Source organism: Bradyrhizobium sp., from assembly GCF_035309285.1.
Classification (GTDB): Bacteria; Pseudomonadota; Alphaproteobacteria; order Rhizobiales; family Xanthobacteraceae; genus Bradyrhizobium.
The window spans coordinates 19,828-39,877 of the sequence record NZ_DATGFH010000169.1; the positions used below are offsets into that span (position 1 = coordinate 19,828).

At 63.4% G+C, this 20,050-nt stretch carries 23 protein-coding genes; 12 read left to right on the top strand and 11 right to left on the bottom strand.

The annotated features are described in order from the left end of the window. Positions 1–63 precede the first annotated feature (63 nt). Positions 64–1,563 carry an NAD(P)H-hydrate dehydratase gene (locus tag VKR55_RS30300; RefSeq protein WP_324409070.1) on the bottom strand — a complete coding sequence of 500 codons (1,500 nt, stop codon included), beginning with the start codon at positions 1,561–1,563 and terminating at the stop codon, positions 64–66. 513 nt (positions 1,564–2,076) lie between these two features. Between VKR55_RS30300 and VKR55_RS30305 the strand changes: the two genes are divergently transcribed. From VKR55_RS30305 to VKR55_RS30315, 3 genes are all read left to right on the top strand, one after another. After that, positions 2,077–2,415: a P-II family nitrogen regulator gene (locus VKR55_RS30305; protein WP_324409071.1), complete on the top strand. Its 339-nt coding sequence runs from the start codon at positions 2,077–2,079 to the stop codon at positions 2,413–2,415. 177 nt (positions 2,416–2,592) lie between these two features. Beyond that, entirely contained in the window at positions 2,593–4,002 is a 1,410-nt protein-coding gene (gene glnA, locus VKR55_RS30310; RefSeq protein ID WP_324409072.1) for a type I glutamate--ammonia ligase, read from the top strand. Positions 4,003–4,163: 161 nt separating this feature from the next. Then, positions 4,164–5,315 carry a patatin-like phospholipase family protein gene (locus VKR55_RS30315; RefSeq protein ID WP_324409073.1) on the top strand — a complete coding sequence of 384 codons (1,152 nt, stop codon included), beginning with the start codon at positions 4,164–4,166 and terminating at the stop codon, positions 5,313–5,315. Positions 5,316–5,379: 64 nt separating this feature from the next. Here the strand turns inward: VKR55_RS30315 and VKR55_RS30320 are convergent, their stop codons facing one another. Beyond that, entirely contained in the window at positions 5,380–6,153 is a 774-nt protein-coding gene (locus tag VKR55_RS30320; protein WP_324409074.1) for a gamma-glutamyl-gamma-aminobutyrate hydrolase family protein, read from the bottom strand. A gap of 174 nt (positions 6,154–6,327) precedes the next feature. Beyond that, positions 6,328–6,975, bottom strand: coding sequence for a hypothetical protein (locus tag VKR55_RS30325; RefSeq protein WP_324409075.1), 648 nt, complete (start codon positions 6,973–6,975; stop codon positions 6,328–6,330). Between the two features lie 195 nt (positions 6,976–7,170). Between VKR55_RS30325 and VKR55_RS30330 the strand changes: the two genes are divergently transcribed. Beyond that, a complete protein-coding gene (locus VKR55_RS30330; RefSeq protein ID WP_324409076.1) occupies positions 7,171–8,289 on the top strand; it encodes an AI-2E family transporter in 1,119 nt (372 codons plus the stop codon). On the opposite strand, the gene VKR55_RS30335 is transcribed toward VKR55_RS30330, so the two are convergent. From VKR55_RS30335 to VKR55_RS30360, 6 genes are all read right to left on the bottom strand, one after another. After that, positions 8,286–8,588, bottom strand: a complete 303-nt coding sequence (locus tag VKR55_RS30335) for an antibiotic biosynthesis monooxygenase family protein (protein WP_324409077.1) — start codon at positions 8,586–8,588, stop codon at positions 8,286–8,288. The genes VKR55_RS30330 and VKR55_RS30335 overlap by 4 nt on opposite strands. Before the next feature lie 66 nt (positions 8,589–8,654). Beyond that, the gene (locus tag VKR55_RS30340; RefSeq protein ID WP_324409078.1) at positions 8,655–8,900 is read right to left on the bottom strand and encodes a hypothetical protein; all 246 of its coding nucleotides are present in this window, start codon (positions 8,898–8,900) and stop codon (positions 8,655–8,657) included. 55 nt (positions 8,901–8,955) lie between these two features. Then, complete coding sequence (locus VKR55_RS30345; protein WP_324409079.1) at positions 8,956–10,173, bottom strand: GGDEF domain-containing protein; 1,218 nt, start codon at positions 10,171–10,173, stop codon at positions 8,956–8,958. A gap of 231 nt (positions 10,174–10,404) precedes the next feature. Continuing rightward, on the bottom strand, positions 10,405–10,881 hold the full coding sequence (gene rpsI / locus VKR55_RS30350) for a 30S ribosomal protein S9 (RefSeq protein WP_324409080.1): 477 nt from the start codon (positions 10,879–10,881) through the stop codon (positions 10,405–10,407). Position 10,882: 1 nt separating this feature from the next. After that, on the bottom strand, positions 10,883–11,347 hold the full coding sequence (gene rplM, locus VKR55_RS30355) for a 50S ribosomal protein L13 (RefSeq protein WP_324409081.1): 465 nt from the start codon (positions 11,345–11,347) through the stop codon (positions 10,883–10,885). A gap of 156 nt (positions 11,348–11,503) precedes the next feature. Next, a complete protein-coding gene (locus tag VKR55_RS30360; RefSeq protein ID WP_324409082.1) occupies positions 11,504–11,932 on the bottom strand; it encodes a PaaI family thioesterase in 429 nt (142 codons plus the stop codon). Between the two features lie 70 nt (positions 11,933–12,002). Here VKR55_RS30360 and VKR55_RS30365 point away from each other — a divergent pair, with 70 nt between their 5' ends. From VKR55_RS30365 to VKR55_RS30395, 7 genes are all read left to right on the top strand, one after another. Then, on the top strand, positions 12,003–12,827 hold the full coding sequence (locus VKR55_RS30365; RefSeq protein WP_324409083.1) for an enoyl-CoA hydratase: 825 nt from the start codon (positions 12,003–12,005) through the stop codon (positions 12,825–12,827). 109 nt (positions 12,828–12,936) lie between these two features. Beyond that, positions 12,937–13,521: a CoA-binding protein gene (locus VKR55_RS30370; protein ID WP_324409084.1), complete on the top strand. Its 585-nt coding sequence runs from the start codon at positions 12,937–12,939 to the stop codon at positions 13,519–13,521. A 218-nt stretch (positions 13,522–13,739) separates the two neighbouring features. Further along, positions 13,740–15,020: an O-acetylhomoserine aminocarboxypropyltransferase gene (locus VKR55_RS30375; RefSeq protein ID WP_324409085.1), complete on the top strand. Its 1,281-nt coding sequence runs from the start codon at positions 13,740–13,742 to the stop codon at positions 15,018–15,020. Between the two features lie 111 nt (positions 15,021–15,131). After that, complete coding sequence (locus tag VKR55_RS30380; RefSeq protein WP_414642500.1) at positions 15,132–15,482, top strand: hypothetical protein; 351 nt, start codon at positions 15,132–15,134, stop codon at positions 15,480–15,482. A gap of 80 nt (positions 15,483–15,562) precedes the next feature. Beyond that, complete coding sequence (locus tag VKR55_RS30385) at positions 15,563–16,126, top strand: helix-turn-helix domain-containing protein (RefSeq protein ID WP_324409086.1); 564 nt, start codon at positions 15,563–15,565, stop codon at positions 16,124–16,126. Positions 16,127–16,223: 97 nt separating this feature from the next. Next, positions 16,224–16,808: an amino acid synthesis family protein gene (locus VKR55_RS30390; RefSeq protein ID WP_324409087.1), complete on the top strand. Its 585-nt coding sequence runs from the start codon at positions 16,224–16,226 to the stop codon at positions 16,806–16,808. Between the two features lie 26 nt (positions 16,809–16,834). Continuing rightward, entirely contained in the window at positions 16,835–17,545 is a 711-nt protein-coding gene (locus VKR55_RS30395) for a glutamine amidotransferase (protein WP_324409088.1), read from the top strand. On the opposite strand, the gene VKR55_RS30400 is transcribed toward VKR55_RS30395, so the two are convergent. Beyond that, positions 17,542–18,633, bottom strand: coding sequence for a COX15/CtaA family protein (locus VKR55_RS30400; RefSeq protein WP_324409089.1), 1,092 nt, complete (start codon positions 18,631–18,633; stop codon positions 17,542–17,544). The genes VKR55_RS30395 and VKR55_RS30400 overlap by 4 nt on opposite strands. Positions 18,634–18,740: 107 nt before the next feature. On the opposite strand from VKR55_RS30400, the gene VKR55_RS30405 reads away from it, so the two are divergent. Further along, positions 18,741–18,947 carry a DUF2842 domain-containing protein gene (locus tag VKR55_RS30405; protein ID WP_324409090.1) on the top strand — a complete coding sequence of 69 codons (207 nt, stop codon included), beginning with the start codon at positions 18,741–18,743 and terminating at the stop codon, positions 18,945–18,947. Here the strand turns inward: VKR55_RS30405 and VKR55_RS30410 are convergent. Then, complete coding sequence (locus tag VKR55_RS30410) at positions 18,944–19,993, bottom strand: polysaccharide deacetylase family protein (RefSeq protein WP_324409091.1); 1,050 nt, start codon at positions 19,991–19,993, stop codon at positions 18,944–18,946. The genes VKR55_RS30405 and VKR55_RS30410 overlap by 4 nt on opposite strands. Positions 19,994–20,050 lie beyond the last annotated feature (57 nt).

The window sequence follows — 20,050 nt, forward strand, 5'->3', positions numbered from 1 at the left end:
CGCGGCTGCTTGTTGGCGCATGATCTTGCTGGAAAACCGCTGCACACTTTTCCGGATCATGCGCTAGTAGTCGATGCCGAACTCGTCGTAGAGGTGGCGGAACACGGCTGGCATCGTCTCCGGGAGATCTTCAGCGATCAGCCCAGGACCGGCTTCTTGCGCGGCTTCGCCGTGCATCCACACGCCCATGCTCGCGGCCTCGAACGCCGGAACGTCCTGCGCCATCAGCCCCGCAATAATGCCGGCCAGCACGTCGCCCGCGCCCGCCGTCGCAAGCCATGGCGGCGCATTGGACGCGATCGTGGCACGGCCATCGGGCGATGCCACCGTCGTGTCAGGCCCCTTGAGCAGCACGATTGCGCCCGAACGCTCGGCTGCCGCGCGGACGCGCTCCAGTTTCGAGCGTCCCGGATACTTGTTGCTGAGGTCGCTGAACAGGCGCGGGAACTCGCCCTCATGCGGTGTCAGCACGGCCTGCGGATCTGCCGAGGCCTTGATCGCTTCGAACAGCCGCTCCGGCGCATCGGCAAAGCTCGTCAGCGCATCGGCATCGAGCACGAGACGCCGCCGCGCTGAGAGTGCGGCATGAACAAACTGGGTGGTGCGTTCACCCACGCCGGCGCCTGGACCGATGATGCAGGCGTTGTAGCGTCTGTCGGCGACCAGTTCGGCGAACTGAACGGGATTGTCGACTGCCTTCACCATCACCGCCGTCAGCGCCGCAGCGTTGATGGCCAGCGCATCGCGGGGCGATGCAAGCGTCACCAGTCCCGCCCCTGCGCGCAAGCTCGCACGCGCCGCCATCCGCGCCGCCCCGGTCGCGGCCATGTCGCCCGAGAGCACGAGGGCATGGCCACGGGCATATTTGTGGCCCTCGATGCGAGGCACGGGAAAGGATCTGCGCCAGACCTGCGGGGTGTTCTCGAATGCTTGCGGGCGGATCTCCTCGAGCACATGCGCATCGATGCCGATATCCGCAACGCGCACGCGGCCGCATTGCAGCCGACCCGGCAGCAGAAGATGCGCCGGCTTCTTGCGGAAGAAGGTCACGGTTTCGGTGGCCCGTACCGCGGTGCCCATGACGGCCGCAGAGGTTCCGTTGACCCCGCTCGGCAGATCGACCGCAAGCACCGGCACGCCGGTGGCGTTGATCGCCTCGATCATCTCAAACGCTTCGCCGCCGATCTGCCGGCTCAGGCCCGCGCCGAACAGCGCATCGATGATCAGGGCCGGCCTGCCGATCGCTTGCGCGTTGAACGGCAGCACCGGATATTTCCATCCCTTCGCCGCCGATGCCGCGTCGCCTTTGAGTGCGTCGCGCTCGCACATCAGGATGACGGAGACTTCGCGTCCCTGGGCTGCGAGCTCCGCCGCTGCCACAAAGCCATCACCGCCATTATTGCCGGGACCGACGACGACCAGGATCGGCCCTTCCTGCACGAGATCGGAGGCCGCTTCCGCAACCGCCTGGCCGGCGCTGAGCATCAAGGCAAAGCCGGGAGTGCCCGCGGCAATGCTGAGGCGGTCCGCGCGTTCCATCTCCGCGGTGGTCAAGACTTCCATGCGCAATCCCTGCGGCCCGAGGTGAAGGTCATGCCGGCCCCCTAGCACGAACTTCGGAAACAAAACGGCATCAGCACCCTTCAATTTCAGTGCCGCGCCGGATTTTCTTGGGCTTCGGAAATTATGCTGCAGGAGCCGCCTGCCGCCTCATCCTAAGGCAGTTTCAACGGCGGAACGCTCCATTCACGGCACTTCGCTGCATACCATTTCATCCGTTTGCCTATTTCGCAGGCTTCGGTATTCTAGCCATTCCTCAGACGGTCATGCAAAATGCCAGTTAAACACCTGATAAGACTTTAGAATCAGGCCCGTTAACGACTTGGCATAGAGCCTGCTTTTGAGGATGCCGCTTCGGTTCGTCGTGCTCGCCGGCCGTTCATATGCGCGGCTGGCCGTCGCCGGACAGTCGGGCAACGTCCGGAACAGGCAATCGGATGGCCTCGCGCTTCGAAAAGCGCGTGCTTGACGACGGAGCCGCAATTTTGAATTTGGGAATGCCCGGGAGGCCGCTCAGTGAAGAAGATCGAAGCCATCATCAAGCCGTTCAAGCTCGACGAGGTGAAGGAGGCGCTTCAGGAGGTTGGACTGCAGGGCATCACGGTGACGGAGGCCAAGGGTTTCGGACGGCAAAAGGGCCACGCCGAACTCTATCGCGGCGCCGAATATATCGTCGACTTCCTGCCCAAGGTGAAAATCGAGATCGTGATCGGCGACGACCTGGTGGATCGGGCGATCGATGCTATCCGTCGCGCGGCCCAGACCGGGCGGATCGGCGACGGCAAGATTTTCGTGTCCAAGATCGAAGAGGCGATCCGCATCCGCACCGGCGAGTCCGGGCTCGACGCGATTTGATTTGAGCCTTTGGGCACCGCAGGGTCGTGAGGCGGCCCGGCGCCTGCTGAAAGAGCGTGCAGATGCCGGTTTCAGCGGCGCGGCTTATTGTCTTGGGCCGCCCCCAACGCTATTGAGCATTAGCCCGCGGCTCGGCCGCGGCCGGATCACCATGACCTGTAGCCAAGAGGGGTATTCATGAAGACCGCCAAAGACGTCCTGAAGTCAATCAAGGACAATGACGTCAAATACGTCGATCTGCGTTTCACCGATCCGCGCGGCAAGTGGCAGCACGTGACCTTCGACGTCGGCATGATCGAAGAGGACACGTTTTCCGAAGGCTTGATGTTCGACGGTTCCTCGATCGCGGGCTGGAAGGCGATCAACGAATCCGACATGTGCCTGATGCCCGATCCGGTCACCGCGACGATCGATCCGTTCTTTGCGGAAACCACCATGATCCTCGTGTGCGACGTGCTGGAACCGACCACCGGCGAACCCTACAACCGCGACCCCCGCGGCATCGCCAAGAAGGCGGAAGCGATGGTGAAGTCGTCCGGCGTGGGTGACTCGGTCTTCTTCGGTCCCGAAGCGGAATTCTTCGTGTTCGACGACGTGCGTTACTCGGCGCTGCCCTACAACACCGGCTTCCGGCTCGACTCCTCGGAGTTCCCGACCAATTCCGACACCGAATATGAAGGCGGCAATCTCGGTCACCGCATCCGCACCAAAATGGGCTACTTCCCCGTGCCGCCGCAGGACTCCGTGCAGGACATGCGTTCCGAAATGCTCGGCGCCATGTCCAAGATGGGCGTCAAGGTCGAGAAGCATCACCATGAAGTCGCGTCCGCCCAGCACGAGCTTGGCATGAAGTTCGACGCGCTGACGCTGATGGCCGACCAGATGCAGATTTACAAATACTGCATCCAGCAGGTCGCCCACATCTACGGCAAGACTGCGACCTTCATGCCGAAGCCGGTCTTTGGCGACAACGGCTCGGGCATGCATTGCCACCAGTCGATCTGGAAGGACGGCAAGCCGGTGTTCGCCGGCAACAAATATTCCGATCTCTCGGAGACCTGCCTGTCCTACATCGCCGGCGTCATCAAGCACGCCAAGGCGATCAATGCCTTCACCAACCCGACCACCAACTCCTACAAGCGCCTGGTGCCGGGCTATGAAGCCCCGGTGCTGCTCGCCTACTCGGCGCGCAACCGCTCGGCCGCCTGCCGCATCCCCTACACCTCCAACCCGAAGGCCAAGCGCGTCGAGGTTCGCTTCCCGGATCCGCTCGCCAACCCCTATCTCGGCTTTGCCGCGATGCTGATGGCGGGGCTTGACGGCATCAAGAACAAGCTCGATCCGGGCCCGGCGATGGACAAGGACCTCTACGACCTGCCGAAGGAAGAGCTGAAGTCGATCCCCACCGTGTGTGGCAGCTTGCGCGAGGCGCTGGAGAATCTCGACAAGGACCGCGCGTTCCTCAAGAACGGCGGCGTGTTCGACGACGACTTCATCGACTCCTACATCGAGCTGAAGATGACAGAAGTCGAGCGCTTCGAGATGACGCCGCACCCGGTCGAGTTCGAGATGTATTATTCCGCCTAAAGTCCAGCGCGGCAGCAACAAGACAGGCGCCCTCCGGGGCGCCTTTTCATTTGTCTTGCATGTGTCCTTCAAGGATCGCGAACATCCCGAATTGATCGGTTCGTGCTTGAGGCGGAGGTAGCCATCCCGCTCCCGGTTGTGATTGGATGATTCCGGAATAATTGACAGCCGCGAAGATCGTCAGACACACGGGCAACGGGCTCGGATCGGCCATGCAAGATACCGGGAACCAGAACACGGCAGAAGATGCTCAGGCGTCTGCTCGCGACGAAGCAGCACTTTCCAGCCATGTCGGCACCCAGGTCAGGACAATCAACCTGGCGCTGCAGGGAGGCGGATCGCACGGGGCTTTTACCTGGGGCGTGCTCGACCGACTGCTCGATGAGAAAGGCCTCGCCTTCGAAGGGCTGAGCGCGACGAGCGCCGGAGCGATGAACGCGTCGGTCTTTGCCTATGGGCTTGCCATCGACGGTCGCGAGGGAGCGCGTAAGGCGCTCGCGGGTTTTTGGAAGCGTGTCAGCGACGTGGCCCGGCTCGGGCCGTTTCAGCCGAATCTGGTCGACCGAATGCTCGGCGATCACAAGCTGACCTGGTCGCCGATTTTCTCCCTTGCAGGTCTCATGACGCGCGTGCTGTCGCCCTATCTATTCAACCCCGCGGACTACAATCCGCTGCGCGACGTGGTCGAGCAATCGATCGATTTTGACGTGTTGAGGCGCCCGGACTGCCCGGTGAAGCTCTTTCTATCCGCGACGAACGTTCGCTCGGGCAAGGTGAAAATCTTCACCGGGGCAGAAATTTCAGCGTCCGCCGTGATGGCTTCGGCTTGCGTGCCAACGATGTTTCACGCGGTTCAGATCGGCGACGACGTCTACTGGGACGGCGGCTACATGGGAAACCCGGCACTCTTTCCATTGATCTACAACTGCGACAGCACCGACATCGTCATTGTCCATATCAATCCGCTATTCCGCAAGGAGGCGCCGCGCAGCGCGGACGATATCTTGAACCGCATCAACGAAATCAGCTTCAATTCATCGCTGATGCGGGAGATGCGGGCGGTCAGCTTCGTCACCAAGCTCATCACGCAAAAACGCGTCATCGACGGCAGCCTGAAGCACATGCTGATCCACAGCATTGCGGACGACGAGTTCATGAGCGCTCTCAGTTCGGCCAGCAAGTACAATGCCGATTGGGACTTTCTCGTCCATCTTCGCGACCAGGGACGAAAATGCGCCGACGGCTGGCTCGCGAAAAACTATGCCAAGCTCGGCGTCGAGTCGTCGGTCGACATCGACGAGATGTACCTCTGAAGCAGCGCGGATGCGCAGTGCTTCCAGCGACCTCGTACAAGCCACAGGACCGAGGTTACCGTGGTCAGCTCACGCGCTGACGCGCCGTCAGCGCCGCGCCGAACGCCTGGAAAAGCGCGCGATTGATCGGATTGCGCTGCGGATCATACTCGGCATGCCATTGCACCCCGAGCGCAAAGCCGCTCGCATCGGCGATGCGGATCGCCTCGATCGTGCCGTCCTCCGCCACGCCCTCGATCACGACCCTCTTGCCGGGCTCGAGGATGCCCTGTCCGTGCAGCGAATTGACCCGGATCCTGTCGCACCCCAGGATCGTGGCAAAGGCGCCGCCGGGCACGAGGCTGACGTCATGCCGATCCGCGAAGATGACCATGGGATCGGGATGGATCTCGCCATTCTCGAGCCGCGGCATGCGATGGTTCATGCGACCGGGGATTTCCCGGATCTCCGGATGCAGCGAGCCGCCGAAGGCGACGTTCATCTCCTGCAGACCGCGGCAGATGCCGAACAGCGGGATGCCGCGCTCGACGCAGGCTTTCGAAAGCGTCAGCGCCACCTCATCGCGGGAGATATCGTAGGGCTCATGCTTCTCATCGGGCTCGGTGTTGAAACGCTTCGGATGCACGTTGGCGCGCGCGCCGGTCAGCACGATGCCGTCGACGGTATCGAGCAGGGTCGCAATATCCGTAATCTCGGGACAGCTCGCAAACATCAGCGGCAGCGCGCCGGCGACATCCGCCACCGCGCGAAGATTGCGCTCGCCGCACATCTGCACCTGAAATCGATTTTCGACGCGACTGGCGTTCCCGATCACACCGACGACCGGCTTCCTCCGCATTGCCTTGCTCAAATCTCCTGCCTCACGAATACCAAATCATGCCTGCGTCGCGACGTGGGATCAACCATTTGCGACCGCTCCCCACACCTCGTTGCTCTGCAATAATCTCAGGGCACGGATGAGGGTTTGTCATCCGGCTGAGGTCGATGCCAGGCGCAGGGGGCTCCGGGCCGGCTATTTCCGGGTAAAGACCTCGCGGGCGTCGATCGGCTCGCTGCTCTTCAGACCGGCCGCGTTGAGCGCCGCGGCCGCATCATCCAGCCGGCTTACCCAGGGCAGCCTGGCCTTGATGGCGCGCGTGACCGGCTCGCCCAGCACGGCACCAAAGTCGACCGGCCAAAAACCGTTCGGCACCACTTCGGCGCTCACACCATGGAGGCGATATCCGGCGCCGAAGGTGGCGTCGAGATGATCGGGCGGCACGGTTCGCATTGTTTTGGGATCGGCGGGGTCCGAGAAAGTGGCCAGCACCGGGATCAGCGCCCCCGTCACTGGCACGACCCCGCGCATTCGGCTCATCGCGCTGAACTCCACGTGATGGCCAAGGGCCACGCCATAGGCGCGCAGCGCCACGTAGTTGACGCCGTCGAGATCGAGCGTCTTGTCGGGATGGGCGAGCAGCGCGACAAGATTCCTGCCGCCGCCGAGATCGACGAACAGCGCATCTCCGCTGGTCACCGTATGCCCCTTGCGGCTGTAGCCCCGGTCGGGCGTGACGGCCAGAACCCCGGAGGCCGACTTGATCCCGGCGGGCGTCTCCACTTCGACGGTGAGCCGATATTTGTGATCGGGCCGGTTGATCCTGATCTGGTCGCCGATCACGAGCAAAGCCAGAAGCGCGAGCGGTCCGAGCCATTTTGATATCACGGATATCACGCCCAACCCTCCCCTGTTTCTTTCAACGCTTCGCACGACGACATGGCCAGCGTCAAACCGGCGCGCCAGCCAAGCTTGATCCCGATGGGATTTGACGGTTGAGTGTCTCCCGCAAAAATCGGGGGGCAGGCGGACATCGTCATGGCGGAAGCGAGTGATCAGCGGCTGTTGGCGCGCAGCGATCTGGCGTGGGCGATCGCGGTTGGCGGGATCGGTGTTGTGCTGTTTGCGGCGCTGCTCGCCTTTGCCTGGCACTTCGCCGCGACGTTGTTCCTGATCTTCGCGGGCATGCTGCTCGGCGTCGGGCTCAACGCCATGACCCAACTGCTCGGCCGCGTGATCGCCCTGCCGCAGCCGTTGCGGCTTGCGATCGTCTGCCTCACGCTCGCCGTCGCACTGTCGGGCGTGGTCGTGCTCGGCGGCACGACCATCGCAAAGCAGGCGACGGTGCTGAGCGATACGATCAAGTCGCAATTGACCAACCTCAAATCGTTCCTCGAGAAGAACGGTGTCGATACCAGCTATTTCGAGCTTGGCCAGGCAGAGGCCCCGACGGCGTCGGCAAGCGCCGCAAGCCCGGGCACATCAGCGACCGCCCACAATCTGCCGAGCGCCAGCGCGCTTGCATCAAGCGGCGGCGCGATCGTCAGCCAGACCCTGAAAGTCCTGCTCGGCACCGTAAGCGTGGTCGGCAACATCTTTATTGTGCTGTTCCTTGGCCTTGCCTTCGCCGCGCAGCCATCGGCCTACCGCGCCGGGCTGATCTTCTTCGCGCCCGGCAAATATCGCGACCAGGCGACCGCCATCATCGACCGCATTGGCGAGACGCTGGATCGCTGGCTGCTTGCGCAGATGCTGACCATGCTCGCGGTGTTTGCGGTGACCTGGATCGGGCTGGCGCTGATCGGCATCCCCTCTTCTTTTATCCTGGGCATCCAGGCGGGTCTCCTCGCCTTCATCCCGACCGTCGGCGCGCTGATCGGCGGCGTTATTGTGGTGCTGGCGAGCCTCGCCTCGGGCTGGGTCGCGGCACTCAGCGCCGGCATCTTGTTCCTCGGTGTCCACGCGCTCGAGAGCTACGTGCTGACGCCGATCATCCAGCGCCAGGCGCTCGACATTCCGCCGGCGACGCTGTTTGCGTTCCAGATCCTGCTCGGCGTGGTGTTCGGACTCTGGGGGCTGGCGCTCGCCCTGCCCTTGATGGCGATCACCAAGGTCATCATCGACTATTTCAAGGCGGACGACGCGCGCCCGGCCTAGCCTGCCGACGTTACCACCGTCTCGGTGTGCTCGACTTGGGGCGGCGCAGCAAAATACTGGCCGACCAGGCCGCGCCATTCGGCGAAATTTTCCGAACCGCGGAAATCGACCGTGTGATTTTCGAGCGTCGCCCACTTCACCATCAGGCGGTAGCGCTGCGGCTTCTCGATCGAGCGGTGCAGCTCAAAACCGTGAAAGCCTTTTGAGCGGCCGAAAGCCGCACGCGCCTTTGCAACCGCCGCTTCAAAATCCTTCTCGCTGCCGGGCTTGACGTCGATCTGCGCGATTTCCGTAACCATGTGACCCTCTCTTCAGGAACCCGCGCTTCTAACCCGCGGGGCGTCATCTTGAAAAGAGAACGACACCTAGCCGAACAGCAGCGCAGAGGCGGCCAGCAACATTGCGCAGGCGACAAACAGCACAATCGGCCAGATCGGCCGGGAATGAATGCCGCGACCGTAATGCCCCTGAGCCCTCCGCTCCCGGATCAGCGCGCTTTCAAACTCATCCGAGGTCGAGAACACGCAGGCAAAGCCGCCGCGGGCTGAAGCGGCATCGGCTTCAAGCGAGAGCAGCGCGGCCTGGACGCCGCGATTCCGGCGTGTCGTCATGGAACGATGATGGGCTGGAATGGTAAACGAGACGTTACCAGTCCCTTCCTTCGGCTTACGCGACCGCTTGATCCGGGCGTGGCGAGGGCTTGAGGCCCGCACTCTTGCGCCGCCAATTCTCCAGCGACAGCGGCAACTCTACCGCCGCCTCGACGCGGTTGCGGCCGCCGCGCTTGGCCTGATAGAGGGCGGTGTCGGCGCAGGCGAGCAACACTTCGAGCTCGGTGCCGGCGGGACCGCCGGCAACACCGATGCTGACGGTGGTATCGACCGGGCCTTGCTCGCACACGATGCCGGAGCCCTCGAACGCCTCGCGCACGCGCTCGGCCACGAGCACGCCCTCTTCCAGCGGGCACGGCAACAGCGCAGCGAATTCCTCGCCGCCGATCCGGCCCGACAGATCGGAAATACGGAGATTGTTGACCACAAGGGTCGAGAACAGCTTCAGGAGTTCGTCGCCCGCGGGATGGCCAAAGCGATCGTTGATGCTCTTGAAATGGTCGATGTCGAAGATCATCACGCTCACTGGACGTCCGGCACCGGCCTCACGCTCGATCACGCGCGCGCAGGCCTCGGAGAAGCCGCGGCGGTTGAGCAGACCGGTCAACGGATCCATCGAGGCCGCGGTCTTGTGCACGGTGACCGTGCGCTCCGATACCAGCATGAAGATCACGAACACGGTGCCGACCGCATAGAGCACGAGCTCGATCGAGAACACCGTGACCCAGATGCTGGAGCCGAATTTTTCGCCATCGTGAATCAGGAGATCGCCGAGCAGGATCGGCAGCAGCAGCACAAAGCCGTGCAGCACGGGGATAGCGATCGCAGGCCAGCGGTGCTGCAGCGATTTGCGCCGCTCAAACCACAATTCGGTGGCGGTCAGTGCCGCATAGATCGCGACGATCGCGGCCCCAATGGTCAGACGCAGCGCTGAATCCTTCGGCCCCAGCGCCATGGCCGCGGCAATCCAGGCGAGCGCGCCGAGCACTAGCCCGGGGAGATTGGGCTTGCGGCCATGGAACACGCGCGCGGCGTTCCACACCATGCCGCAAGCGATGAAGCCGACAGCGTTGAGCGCGAGCGAAAGCATCTCGCCCAGGGTCTGGCTCGCCGTCGTCCACAGCGCCACCGACGCTGCACCGAGCAGATAGGCGGTGCCCCACCATTTCAGCGCGGGATTGTTCTCCTGGCGGCCAAAGTAAACCAGCATGGCGCCGAGCAGTCCCGCAACCATGGTAGCGACCAAATAAAGCGTGATGCTGTCGAGAGACATCGCTTGCCCCGGTTAGCGCAGGCCATCCGGTTGATCCGGACTGACGTTGCGCGCCTTCACCAAAGCGGCCACTCTATGGAACCCGGCGTTCGAAATCCGTTTTCGTTCACAGGCAAGTTTTCGCGAAAAACCGGATCAACTTAGCTGCAATGAAACAGCAAAAAGGGCGCAAACTTGCGCCCTTTTTCGAATTCATAAGCGCCGGCTTTGCAGCGACTTTTCGCGGAAACCTTAGCGCTTCGAGAACTGGAAGGACTTGCGCGCCTTGGCGCGGCCGTACTTCTTGCGCTCGACCGAGCGGGAGTCGCGGGTCAGGAAACCACCCTTCTTCAAGAGGCCGCGCAGGTCCGGCTCGAAGTTGGTCAGCGCCTTGGAGATGCCGTGGCGCACCGCTCCGGCCTGGCCGGAGAGGCCGCCGCCGGCGACCGTGCAGATCACGTCATACTGGCCGTTGCGAGCGGCCGCGACCAGCGGCTGCTGGATCATCATGCGCAGCACCGGACGGGCGAAATAGACTTCGACGTCGCGGGTGTTGACCGTGATCTTGCCGCTGCCGGGCTTCACCCAGACGCGGGCGACCGCGTCCTTGCGCTTGCCGGTCGCATAGGCGCGGCCCTGCTTGTCGACCTTCTTGACGTATTTCGGCGCTTCGGGTGCAGCCGGCTTGAGCTGCGCGAGCTGGTCGAGCGATTGCATGCTTTCGGCCATGTTATGCGGCCCTCATGTTCTTGCGATTCATCTTGGCGATATCGATCTTTTCCGGCTGCTGCGCCTCGTGCGGATGCTCGGCGCCCGGATAAACGTGCAGGTTGCTCATCTGCCGGCGGCCCAGCGGTCCGCGCGGGATCATGCGCTCGACCGCTTTCTCGACGACGCGCTCGGGGAAACGGCCCTCGAAGATCTCGCGCGCCGTGTGTTCCTTGACGTGACCGACATAGCCGGTGTGCTTGTAATAGACCTTCTGCTCGCGCTTGCGGCCGGTCAGCACCGCATGCGCAGCATTGACGATGATGACATTGTCGCCGCAATCGACATGGGGTGTGTAGGTCGGGAGGTGCTTGCCGCGCAGCCGCATGGCAACCAGCGAAGCGAGGCGGCCGACCACCAGACCCTTGGCGTCGATCACCACCCACTTCTTCGTCACCTCGGCAGGCTTTGCCGAAAACGTCTTCATGTGTGCATCCGTGAAATGGAAAACGGCGCGCAGTACGCGCGCCGAACTGGGCGGCTTTCTAGAGAAAGGATCGCTGACAGTCAACGCAGAATGCTGACATTTTCCATAACAAAAACATCGGCTTATGAATATGGTGTTATGATACCGTAAAAAACCCTATTGATTTGGAATGGAATAGGTGGCCGTCACGTGGGCGACCGGATCGGGAGATGACCCCGACAGCAGCATGACTTCGCCAACCGCAAGCCGCTTGCCGAGCTTGAGGATCCGCGCCGCCGCCACGACGTCCTCGCCGGCCTGGCCCTTGCGCAGAAAATTGATGGTGAGGTTGGTGGTGACTGCGAGCCCGACCGGCCCGATCGCCGAGAGCAGCACCACATACATGGCGCAATCGGCGAGCGCCATCAGCGTCGGACCCGACACTGTGCCGCCGGGACGCAACATGCGCTCATGATAGCGCTGGCGCAGCACGCAGGTTTCGCCGTCGGCGCTCTCGATGCGGATCTCGCCGTCGCCGAAGGCCTGCGGAAATTCGACGCGGAGGAAATCTTCCAGTTCCGCGACGCTCATTTTCGCTGCTGCCATGCCTTCCCCGCCCTCGCTTCGCGCTTTCAGTTACATTACATTGTGTGCGTCACCCAAATGGAATCTGCTCATGGCCGCCCAAGCCGCCCGCGCTCCCGTTGAAGAGGCTCCGCTGCTGTTGCGCGAGGCCAAAGGCCCCATTGCCGTGGTCACATTCAACCGTCCTGCACAGCGCAACACGCTGTCGGCGGAAGTGATCGCAGCTCTGCATGCGGCGCTGGATGAAATCGCCACCGACAAGACTGTCCGCGCGCTCGTGATCGCTTCCCAAGGGCCGGCATTCTCGTCGGGCCATGATCTGAAGCAATTGATGTCGCATCGCGGCGACCCCGATGGCGGCCGCGCCTATTTCGCCAAGACCATGAATGCATGCAGCGCCATGATGCAGGCGATCGTGAATCTGCCGAAGCCCGTGATCGCCGCCGTGCAGGGCATCGCCACTGCCGCCGGCTGCCAGCTTGTCGCGAGCTGCGACATGGCGGTCGCCTCCGATGATGCGCGCTTTGCCACCTCCGGCATCGACAACGGCCTGTTCTGCTCGACCCCGATGGTGGCGCTGTCGCGCAACGTCTCGCGCAAGCAGGCGATGGAAATGCTGATGACGGGTGAGCCGATCTCCGCGCAGCGCGCCGTCGAAATCGGCCTCGTCAACCACGTCGTGCCGGCCGGTCACGAACGCGATGCCGCACTGGCGCTGGCGCAAAAGGTCGCGCGCAAATCGGCTTACGCCCTCAAACTCGGCAAGCAGGCGTTCTACCGCCAGGTCGAAATGAACCTAGCCGACGCCTACCGCCTCACCGCGGAGGTCATGACCGAGAACATGATGGCGTTCGACGCCATCGAAGGCATCGGCGCTTTCATCGAGAAGCGCGAACCGAAATGGCAGGACAAATAACGGCGCATCTTCGCGTCGTCATTCCGGGGCGGCTCGCAGAGCCGAACCCGGAATCTCGAGGTTCCGGGTCTGGTGCTTGCGCACCATCCCGGAACGACGGAAAGACCAAATGAATCACGACGCCTATCCCGACGACTACATCCGCGGCATCCTCAACAGCGTCAAATCGATCGCGATGGTCGGCGCTTCGCCGGTCGACGTCCGGCCGAGCTATTTCGCGTTCAAATATCTGGTGCAGCGCGGCTACGACATGATTCCGGTCAATCCAGGCCATGTCGGCAAGAGCCTGCTCGGCCGTCCCTTTGTCGCCTCGCTGACCGACATCGGCCGCCCCGTCGACATGGTCGAGATTTTCCGGAGCTCCGCCCACATCATGCCCGTGGTCGACGAGGCATTGACGCTGTCGCCGCTGCCGAATGTGATCTGGATGCAGCTCGGCGGCCGTGACGACGCGGCGGCGGCCAAGGCGGAGGCTGCAGGGCTGAAGGTCGTGATGAACCGCTGTCCGAAGATCGAATGGGGACGGCTGTCGTCGGAAATCTCGTGGATGGGCGTAAACTCGCGCACCATCTCGTCCAAGCGCGCGCCGATCCCGACGCAGGGCATGCGGCTGTCGCTCAATCGCATGAGCGTCGGCGGCGGTGCGACCACGGCCTCCGACCGCGCGGCGAAAGAGCGGAACGACGCCTCCTGACGCGGTCGCGAAACGATTGCTTCGGATTGGCCGCGCTGCCGAGCACGATCGTTGCGAAATTGGAGCGGGGCGCCAACAGAGCGCGAAGTCGCCTTGACGGCGGTTTTTCCTGACGCGATTGTCTCCCATTAAGAGACGGCGCACCCTCGCCGGCTCTCCTGTGAGACCGCCGCGTCGGGCGGCCGCTCCGCCGCTATGCCTCGTGACAAGGAAGACGCATGAACGAACGTGTTCCCGGATTTTCGACCCTTGCCGTGCATGCCGGTGCACAGCCCGATCCCACCACCGGCGCGCGCGTCACGCCGATCTATCAGACCACGTCCTTCGTGTTCAACGATGCCGATCACGCCGCCTCGCTGTTCGGATTGCAGGCGTTCGGCAACATCTATACGCGCATCGGCAATCCGACCAACGCCGTGCTGGAAGAACGCGTCGCGGCCCTCGAAGGCGGCACTGCGGCGCTGGCGGTCGCTTCCGGTCATGCCGCACAGGTCATCGTGCTGCAGCAGCTCTTGAAGCCGGGCGACGAATTCGTCGCCGCGCGAAAACTGTATGGCGGATCGATCAACCAGTTCACGCATGCCTTCAAGAGCTTCGGCTGGAACGTGGCATGGGCCGACACCGACGATATCGCAAGCTTCGAGGCCGCGGTCTCGCCGCGCACCAAGGCGATCTTCATCGAATCCATCGCCAATCCCGGCGGCACCATCACCGATATCGAGGCGGTCGCAGCAATCGCCCACAAGGCCGGCGTGCCGCTGATCGTCGACAACACGCTGGCGACGCCTTATCTGATCAAGCCGATCGATCACGGCGCCGACATCGTCGTGCACTCGCTGACGAAGTTTCTGGGCGGCCACGGCAACTCGCTCGGCGGCATCATCGTCGATGCCGGCACCTTCGACTGGTCGAAGGGCAACAAATACCCGATGCTGAGCGAGCCGAGGCCCGAATATCACGGCATCAGGATCCAGGAGACCTTTGGCAATTTCGCGTTCGCGATCGCCTGCCGCGTGCTCGGCCTGCGCGATCTCGGACCTGCGCTGTCGCCCTTCAACGCCTTCCTGATCCTCACCGGCATCGAGACCTTGCCGCTGCGCATGCAGAAGCACTGCGAAAACTCCAAGGCGATCGCGGAATTCCTGCAGGCGCATCCGGCGGTCGCGTCGGTGAGCTATGCCGGCCTTGCCGGCGACAAGTACAACAACCTCGCGCGCAAGTACTGCCCGAGGGGCGCCGGCGCCGTCTTCACCTTCTCGCTCAAGGGCGGCTATGAGGCCGGTGTCAATCTGGTGTCGAACCTGAGGCTGTTCTCGCATCTCGCCAATGTCGGCGACACCCGCTCGCTGGTGATCCACCCGGCCTCCACCACCCACAGCCAGCTCGACGACGCGGCCAAGATCAAGGCCGGCGCCGGGCCGGACATCGTGCGGCTATCGATCGGGATCGAGGACAAGGAGGATCTGATCGCCGACCTCGACCAGGCGCTAGGCGCGTAAGGCTGCGGCGCGTGCATCGCGACTCCTTCGCCGCAACGGATGCACGCACCACCGTCGGTTAACGGTCCGTTTACCCTGCTTCGCAAGCATGGCTGGCGCTGGATGGAGCCCATGACGGTCATGATTCGAACGGGAGCGATGTTGCGGTCGACACTGCCGGTGCTGCTCACGATCGCCGCCACGAGCGCGGCGCAGGCCGCTGATCTGCCGGCCCACCACCGCCGCTACGCGCCGCCGCCACAAGTCTACGGCGCAGCGCCGCCCCCGCCGCCGGTTTATGTCGAAGACCCCCCGCTGATCTCGCCGCCGACGACGCCGATCCTGCCGGGCTCATCAACGCTCCCCGGTTATTACGGACGGCCGTTCGATTACTATTATCAGGGCGCCTATTATGGCGGCGGGCCATACCCGAGCTACTTCTGGCGCCTGCCTTATGCCTGCGGCGTCTACGGCTATTGCTGACCGGCTGCTCGCTGCCATGGACTCGCTGCCGACGCGGTCCTAGCTTGGCGGCAGTCGAATCCGAAAAAACGAACGCGATCGTGACAAGCCCTTCCCGACTGGGCGACGCCTTGAAGCGGCGGCGCCAGGAGCAGCGACTGACGCTGGAGCAGCTCGCCGCCAAGAGCGGTGTCAGCCGCGCGGCGATATCGAAGATCGAACGCGGCGACAGCGGCGCGTCGACGCCGGTGCTCGGCAAGCTCGCGGAAGCCCTCGATCTCAGCATCTCTCAGCTCGTGGGCGGACCGCGAAGCGAACCCGTGCTGTACATTTCACACGACAGCCAGCCGACATACGTGGAGGAAAAGACCGGTTTCGAACGCCGCTCGCTTTCGCCGCTCTATCTCGGCCGCGGCATCGACTTCGTCCTCAACCGCCTGCCGCCGCGCGCCAAGACCGGTCCGTTTCCGTCGCATCGCGCGGGCGTCGAGGAGCACCTCTACGTCACCAAAGGCAAGCTCAAGGTGACGCTGAACGGCGAGGAGCACATCCTCAAATCCGGCGACTTCCTGTTCTATCGCGGCGACATGAACCACACGTTCGAAAACCTTTCCGGCGGTCCTTGCGAATATTTCATCGTCATCGACAGTACGCGCCTGCGCTAACCGCTCTCGAGCGGGCGCGCAGCTTGACTTCTCGCACCATTTCTCCAAGAATAGAAAAATCTCGATGTGGAGAACTCTGGGACCAAGGAGAGCGGTAATGAAGTTCCGCGAGATCAGCGTCATCACGCAGGAGGTGCTCAGCGAAGGCGGCCGCGAGCTTGCAACCCCCTGCAGGCGGGTTGCGGCCTGCGGCGTGCTTTCAAACCCGAGCGCCAGCCGGCGGCCGATCGACGACTTCTCTGAGCTGGTGGATCTTTCGGTTGCGGCGGGAGAGGTTTTGACCGCGCGGGCGCTCGCCGCGCTGGCTCCGCTCCAGCCTCACGGCTACGGCAAGGGCGTTATCGTCGGCACGGCGGGCGATCTCGAACACGGCGCCAGCATGATCCATGTCCGCATCGGCCTTGCCATGCGCAAGGGAGCCCGAGGCGGCCCGGCGCTGATTCCGGGAAACGCCAAGGTCGCCGGCCCCGGCACGCCGATCGACATCATCTTCGGCGGCCTCGACGATGCCTGGGACTACGACGCGATGGATACGATGACCGTCATGGTGCCGGGTGCACCGAAACCCGACGAAATTTTGCTGGTGGTGGCGTTCCTCGGTGGCAGCCGGCCCAACGCGCGCATCAAAGGAGCATCGCCGGCGCAAGTCGCCGAAGTGGTAAGGCAGATCCAGGGCACCTGATGCCCGATCAGGTAGCGAGTTGACCGGTGAAACGCGCCATCGTCATCCGCCATGTTGCCTTCGAAGATCTTGGCATCCTCGGCCCCGTGCTCGCCGCACAAGGCTATCAGGCGCAGATTTTCGATGCTGGCATCGATGACCTCGGGCAGACATCGCTCGACGCTGGCGACATTCTCGTCGTGCTTGGCGGCCCGATCGGCGCCTACGAAGAGTCGATCTACCCGTTCCTTCGACGTGAATTGCGGCTGATCGAGCTGGCACTGCACCAGGGCGCGGCGACCCTCGGCATCTGCCTCGGCGCACAGCTTCTGGCGCGGGCGCTTGGTGCGCGCGTTTATCCCGGCGGGGCCAGGGAGATCGGCATTGGGCCTGTCACCCTCACCTCGGCCGGGCTTCGGTCCAGCCTGCAACATCTGAACGAGGATCGGCTCGTCCTGCACTGGCACGGCGACACTTTCGATCTGCCATCCGGTGCGGAACGGCTGGCGTCGACGCCTGTGACACCAAACCAGGCTTTTGCGCTCGGCAACTCGGCGCTCGGCCTGCAGTTTCACATCGAGGCGGAACCCACAGGCTTCGAACGGTGGCTGATCGGCCATGCCAGCGAATTGGCGTCCACTGGCGTCGATGTCGCAAAGCTCCGTGCAGAGGCCGCTTCAAGGCTTCCCGAGATCGCGCAGGCTGGAGCCAAAGCCATCGGCGCCTGGCTCGCGGCGCTCGACCGGGGCGCGCCCTAGCCCGCCTGACCAACTGGCGCTGCAAGGTGCTGTAGCGCCGCTTGCGTTTGCCGTGCCGCCAACCGCTCTGCCTGCATCACCGCCAGCGTCAGCACTAGAATCGCAACCGCTTGGTGCGACAGCGCCAGCGCAATCGGAACCTGGTTGAGCAGCGTCAGGATTCCGAGCGTCGCCTGCAGCGTGACCGCAGCGGCGAGCCAGAGTGCACCATTCATCGCGGCGCTTCCGGCGCGCGAACGCAGCGCTTCGACAGCGTGAAAGATCGCGAGCGCAAACAGCGCGTAGGCGGTCATGCGATGCTCGAACTGAACCGTCAGCGTGTTTTCAAAAAGATTGCGCCACCATGGCGTATCGAACCAAAGGCGGCTGCTTGCCGGGATAAATGCGCCGTCGATCCCGGGCCAGGTGTTGTAGACGAGGCCTGCGCGCAGCCCCGCGACCAGTGCGCCGAAATAGAGTTGCACGAAGGTCAGTGCGACCAGCGCGCCACTTGCGATCTTCAGCCGCGCCGGCGCGGCCAAAGGCGCGCGCTCGCCAAGCCGCCGCAGCGTCCAGACGATGGCTGCGAAGATCAAAAGCGCCAGCACCAGATGCGTCGCAAGACGATATTGCGAAACCTCGATCCGCTTCGACAGCCCGGACGCCACCATCCACCAGCCGACCGCCCCCTGCAACGCGCCGAGGCCGAAGATCAGCCATAGCCGCCGCTTCAGTTCCGCGCTCAATCCGCCGCGCCACAGGAAGAACAGGAACGGCAGGAGGTAGACCATGCCGATCACGCGGCCGAGCAGCCGGTGGCTCCACTCCCACCAGAAGATGGTCTTGAACTGCGACAGCGTCATGCCGGCGTTGAGTGCGTGGTATTGCGGGATCTGCTTGTAACCCTCGAAGGCCTGTTCCCACTGTGCCTGTCCGAGCGGCGGCAGCGCGCCGGTGACCGGCTTCCATTCCGTGATCGAGAGCCCGGATTCGGTGAGGCGCGTGGCGCCGCCGACCAGCACCATCAGCGCGATCAGGCCTGCTACCACGACGAGCCACGCGCGGACGGCGCGCAACGGAGAGGTCTGTTTTGCCGGTATGCCGGTCATCCAGGGCAACTGTCTTGGAAACCTTGAAAGGATTTGCGCGCCCCTTATAGTGCGCGCCGACCCGCGCGCAAGTCGCGCTTTCGAACCAAATCCCGCACATTTCCGTCATGACCATCCGAACCCGCAAATTATTTGGCGCCGTCGCCCTGATCCTGCTCGCGGCCATGTGGGCGCTCACGGGAATGGCGGTGGCTCAGATGCCCTGGCTTGAGAAGTCGGGCCTGCTGCAGGCGGTCTTCTATGTCGTAGCCGGCATGGGCTGGGTGCTTCCAGCGATGCCGATCGTGAGCTGGATGTCGCGGCCGGATGTCTAGATCTCGGGCTTCGGCGTCGGCCGCACCGGCGCGAACTTCGCGCCCGAAAGCAGCACGCGCATGGCGCGCAGCGAGGTGATCCGTCCGTCCCAGGCGATCCGCGGTAACGCGTAGAGGTTGGTGCGGCCTGCCGTATCGACGATGCCGGGGATCGTCGACACAGCGCTGGAGAAGCCCACGTCCCTCGCCATCACGACATGGGCGCGGCCGAACGCGTCGCGATCGCCGAACGGAAACGCAAAATGCTTGATGTCGCGCTGGAACGCGGCCTCCGCGACCGCCTTGCCCATTGTCATCTCGCGCAACGCGTCGGGATTCTTCAGGCTCGACAGCGCGACGCAATTCACCGTTGCGCTGCCGATCGTCACGAGGGGATCGGCGGCGATCCTGGTGAGATCGGCCCAATCGATCATGGTCTCGCGCGTCAGCGCGGCGAGATTGACGGAATAGCGCCTGCAAAGATCATGGATCGCCGAGGAGAGGTCCTCCGGCGGCAACTGCCGCAGCCAGCTCGAAAGGAACGTGAAGGCCTCGGTCTTCTCGTCGGGCGTTCTGATGGAGTAATGCTGCTCCTTCCTGTCGATAATCAGGTTGAGACGGCCTTCCTGTGCAATGACCTGCTCCAGTGCGAGCCACCACGGCTCTCCGACACCGTCCGGAAACGCCGTCGGCACATAGACCGTGAACGGCACGCCGTGCTGCCTCAGGATCGGATAGGCCGCCCTCGCCAAATCCTTGTAGCAGCCATCGAAGGTGAGACAGACGAAGCGACGGCGCTGGGCCAGGATGACCGCGCGCCGGCAGACCTCGTCCATGGTGACGAAATCGTATTTCCAGCGCTTCAATGCGCGGATGGTGCGGTCGAGGAACTTTGGCGAGACCTCGTTGGCCTTTAGCGGCTGAAAGCGGCCCGCCCGCCGCGGAATCACCCGTTCGAACTTCAGGATCACGCCGGCGCCGCCGACCTCGCGGCTCTGCCAAGCCTGTCCGGTAAAATAGGCAAGTTCCAGCTTGAGGCTGGTCAGAATGGGATTGTCGGATGGCAAGCTTTCGTCCCCAAGGCAAGCGCAGACGACCCGCCGCGGCCGTTTCGTCATTACCCT